The 4,067-nt window shown below is 42.2% G+C and carries 4 protein-coding genes and 1 pseudogene; all 5 read left to right on the top strand.

All coding sequences use genetic code 11. The features are described from left to right. The first annotated feature begins 178 nt into the window (after positions 1-178). The 5 genes and pseudogenes from EWV84_RS17350 (at position 179) to arsS (ending at position 3,746) form a co-directional block, all read left to right on the top strand. Positions 179-748: a Uma2 family endonuclease gene (locus tag EWV84_RS17350; RefSeq protein WP_287079015.1), complete on the top strand. Its 570-nt coding sequence runs from the start codon at positions 179-181 to the stop codon at positions 746-748. A 31-nt stretch (positions 749-779) separates the two neighbouring features. Beyond that, positions 780-986, top strand: coding sequence for a hypothetical protein (locus tag EWV84_RS17355; protein ID WP_287697677.1), 207 nt, complete (start codon positions 780-782; stop codon positions 984-986). 50 nt (positions 987-1,036) lie between these two features. Continuing rightward, a pseudogene (locus EWV84_RS17360) lies at positions 1,037-1,268 on the top strand (type II toxin-antitoxin system RelE/ParE family toxin). 440 nt (positions 1,269-1,708) lie between these two features. After that, positions 1,709-2,683, top strand: a complete 975-nt coding sequence (arsM, locus tag EWV84_RS17365; RefSeq protein WP_287079017.1) for an arsenosugar biosynthesis arsenite methyltransferase ArsM — start codon at positions 1,709-1,711, stop codon at positions 2,681-2,683. 85 nt (positions 2,684-2,768) lie between these two features. Continuing rightward, the gene (gene arsS / locus EWV84_RS17370; protein ID WP_287079018.1) at positions 2,769-3,746 is read left to right on the top strand and encodes an arsenosugar biosynthesis radical SAM (seleno)protein ArsS; all 978 of its coding nucleotides are present in this window, start codon (positions 2,769-2,771) and stop codon (positions 3,744-3,746) included. Positions 3,747-4,067 lie beyond the last annotated feature (321 nt).

Here is a 4,067-nt window from a genome sequence, read left to right on the forward strand (position 1 = left end):
AGACTTAGCTAGTGGCCAACAGGCTCCTGTGGCTCTGATTGCTCCTGCTATCAATGGTTAATTCCTAGTCTGAACGAAAAGGCACTCCCGCGAGGGGGTGCTTTTTTGTTGTTAGAATTGGGGAACGGGGTACAAATGAAAAACGCTGCAAAATGCTTATTCTCAAACAATCCTCATTATGACCGCTCTCACTGAAAAATATACTCTTAGTCAATATTTTGAGCAGGAAATACCATCCCAAACTCGTCATGAATATCTGGATGGAAAAATTATTGCTATGACAGGAGGAACACCGACTCATAATCGCATTATTAGTAATTTATTAGTGGCTTTATATACTGGCCTAAACAATCAACCCTATGCCGTTTTTGTCACCGATCAGCGTTTATGGATACCTGAGCGTCGAATAGCTACCTATCCTGATATTATGGTGGTGTCTGAACCTCTCACTTATCCAGAAGGACGCAAAGATACTTTAATTAACCCTGTTTTAATCGCTGAGGTTTTGTCTGCTGCAAAGGCAAGTTACGACAGAGAAGAAAAGTTTGGCGCTTATCGAACCATTGCAACTTTTCAGGAATATTTATTGATTTCGCAGGAAAAATGTTATATTGAACATTTTCAAAAAGAAGGCGATCATTGGTTTTTTAGAGCTTATGAATCTGATACGATAATTCATTTAAACTCTTTGGGAATTCAGATAGTAATCGCAGATGTTTACCATAAAATCATCTTTGAAAATAATTAAAATATAATGAAAATAGTTAAGAGGTAAAATGATGACTTTGCCAGAAATGATCAAATCTTTTGAGAATTTATCAGAGGATGAACAGGAGTCATTGTTAGAGATTTTGTGTCAATATAGAGCTAAAGCAAGAGAAAGAGAAATTTTAGCTAACTTTCAGGAATTAAAAGAGGCGATCGCTACTGGAACAGCCAAAAGCGGAACCGTAGAAGAGTTGATTGCTGATTTGAATGAGGATTAACAATGAATCTAATATAGAGTGAAGGGTTTAAGCGTTCGTTTAAGAAGCTAATCAAGAAAAATCCCCAGTTAAAAAATAAAATTTTCGATGTACTTAGAAAACTGGCTGAAGACCCATTTACACTGTCTTTAAAAAACCATAAGTTAAGTGGTAATTTAGAAGGGTTATGGTCTTGTACTGTGGCTTACGATTGTCGAATTATTGGCGATTTTTAGTTTTTCGGAAAATGGAGAATATTTAGAAGTCATCATCTTGTTAATTGATATTGGTAGTAACGACTAGGTGTACAGAAAATAAGATAGACTGGAAAGTGATCCCGCAGGTTTCTGCGTTGCGGTACGCAGATATTGGGTGCATCCCAGTTAGGAGATTGGGCAAAAACAAGCCCAAAAGTTAGGTTTGGAAGGCAAATCTCCCCTCAGTCCGGCGTTAATTAAGGAAGTGCTGTCTGCGTGCTTGTGCCAAAACCTCTTATCAACAGGCCGAAGAAAATTTATAGTCATTTCAGATAAGTCTGATACACTCTAGACTGGTTAAACCCTTATGAACTCTGGCATTGCTATTCTCAATCTTAATTGAAATGACTATATTCGATCTCTCGGAGCATCAAGATAAGCTAAGACGCATTTTAAGCGTTTATAGGTCAGTACGAATGCTACGATAGCGTTGGGTGAGGATGCGAATTCGGTCCTTGAATTGATCAGAGAAAAGGAGTTTAAAGGATGAAAATGACTTATCTGGAAGCTACTGCCAAATTTTACAGGGAAGTAGCCCAAACTCCCGAAGTGGGGCTATGTTGTGTCCAAAGCAGTCCTTTGCAACTACCGGGGTTAAAAATCCCTGCCATTATGCAGGAGATGAACTATGGTTGTGGCACGACGGTGCAGGCCAATGAATTAGGCAATTCTCCCAGGGTTTTGTATGTGGGTGTGGGTGGTGGTTTAGAAGCACTGCAATTCGCCTATTTTTCCCGTCGTCCAGGGGGAGTCATTGCGGTGGATCCAGTGCCAGAAATGCGTTGGGCGGCCCAAAGAAATCTCAGCGAAGCGCTGCTGGAAAATCCCTGGTTTAGTCTCGATTTTGTGGAAATTAGAGATGGTTCTGCCTTTGAATTGCCGGTGGAGGATGCCTCCGTCGATGTAGTGGCGCAGAATTGTCTTTTTAATATCTTTAAACCAGCCGATTTACAGTTAGCTTTACGGGAAGCTTTTCGCGTCTTAAAACCGGGAGGACGTTTACTGATGAGCGATCCGATCGCCACTCGTCCCATTCCCGAACATTTGCAAGAAGATCAGCGTTTACGCGCTATGTGTCTATCGGGGGCCTTGACCTACGAGGATTATATTAAACAGCTGATCGCTGCTGGTTTTGGTCAGGTAGAAATTCGGGCCCGTCGTCCCTATCGTTTACTGGACTGTCAGAGTTATAATTTAGCCGAGCCGCTCCTATTAGAAAGTTTGGATTCCGTTGCTTTTAAAGTAGCTATTCCCGAAGATGGGGCCTGTATTTTTACGGGCAAAACTGCTATTTATACTGGTACGAAAGCAATTTTCGATGATGGTGTCGGGCATATTTTATCCAAAGGATTACCAGTGTCCGTCTGTGATAAAACTGCGGGCAACTTAGCTCGTTTCTCTCCCCAAGATATAATCATCACCGAGTCCACTTGGCACTATAATGGGGGCGGTTGCTGTTAAAAAAGTAGCGTCGAGACAAGTTCGATACCTCAGTTATCAGTTATCATTGATTAGTGATTGGTCACTGTTTACTGTTTACTCTCCCATGACTCCTTTTGTTGAGAAACTAAAAACTCCTTTAACTAAGCAAAAAATCTCGGTTCTGCAAATTAATTTGGGGAAAAGATGTAACCTTGCCTGTAGCCATTGTCATGTGGAAGCTAGTCCAGGTCGCTCCGAAGAAATGACTCCAGAAGTGTGCGAACAAATTATCGAACTGATCGAAAGATTTCCCCAAATTAAAACCGTCGATCTGACCGGCGGCGCTCCGGAAATGCTCTACGGTTTTAAGCCAATTGTGGAAACCTCTAGAAAAGCGGGAAAAGAGGTAATTGTGCGCTCAAATTTAACTATTTATTTCGAGAAAGGATTTACTGATATTCCTGAATATTGCGCTGGCCATCAGTTGCGGGTGGTGGCTTCTTTACCCTGTTATCTTGCCGATAATGTGGATAAAATGCGCGGTATGGGAGTCTATGATCGATCGATCGCCGCTTTACAATGGTTAAACCGTCTCGGCTACGCTCAAGAGCCGAATTTGATTGTGGATTTAGTCTATAATCCCCAGATTCCTAAGTCAGAGAATTTTTCTCTCACACCGGATCAGGTATCCCTGACACGGGATTACAAAAAGTTCTTGCAAGAACATTTTAATATTTCTTTTAACAATCTGTTTACTATCACTAACCTACCCGTCGGCAGGACACGCTTCCATCTGGAACACCGGCAACTCTATCAACCCTATCTTCAATTCCTCGAAGACCATTTTAATGGCGATACTGTCGAGCATTTGATGTGTCGTAATCAGCTTTCGATCGATTATTTGGGTAATATCTATGACTGCGATTTTAATCAGATGGAAGATCTGGTCGCTTGCACCAGTCAAGGACAAAAATTAACCCTGCCAGATTTATTACAAGCGGGTACTTTGGCTCTCATTGGAGAGGTACAAACCGCTTCCTATTGCTACGGTTGCACTGCCGGCAGCGGTTCCAGTTGTGGAGGAGCTTTGATTTCAAGCTGAACAAGTGTACTGGATTGACACCACGTCTCGGAAAATTTAGTACAAATGCTCGGACTCCGGTGCTGTCTTGACGGGGTAGGGTGTAGGGTGTGGGGTTTTACCGATTTTCAGGGGGTCAATTAGCCAATTTTCAGGGAAAAAGTCCCTGAATTCTCCCCCCGATCACTCCAATCGCTGGCACTTTTTAGTCAAAAGTTTGGCCGTTGACATCCTCACCGCCGTAAAACGGACGGTGATTCCCAAACCTCACGATTTAGGTTTCTGCTTCTTTCCCTTGCGGGGTTCCGCACCTGCCTTAACAGATTTACTCTGTTCTGGTCT

It is taken from the genome of Microcystis sp. M_QC_C_20170808_M3Col, from assembly GCF_007095505.1.
In the GTDB taxonomy this organism is placed as follows: Bacteria; Cyanobacteriota; Cyanobacteriia; order Cyanobacteriales; family Microcystaceae; genus Microcystis.

Coding starts and splice junctions, on each gene's coding strand:
- EWV84_RS17355 (WP_287697677.1), top strand. CDS start 780: ATGACTTTGCCAGAAATGATCAAATCTTTTGAGAATTTATCAGAGGAT.
- arsS (WP_287079018.1), top strand. CDS start 2,769: ATGACTCCTTTTGTTGAGAAACTAAAAACTCCTTTAACTAAGCAAAAA.
- EWV84_RS17350 (WP_287079015.1), top strand. CDS start 179: ATGACCGCTCTCACTGAAAAATATACTCTTAGTCAATATTTTGAGCAG.
- arsM (WP_287079017.1), top strand. CDS start 1,709: ATGAAAATGACTTATCTGGAAGCTACTGCCAAATTTTACAGGGAAGTA.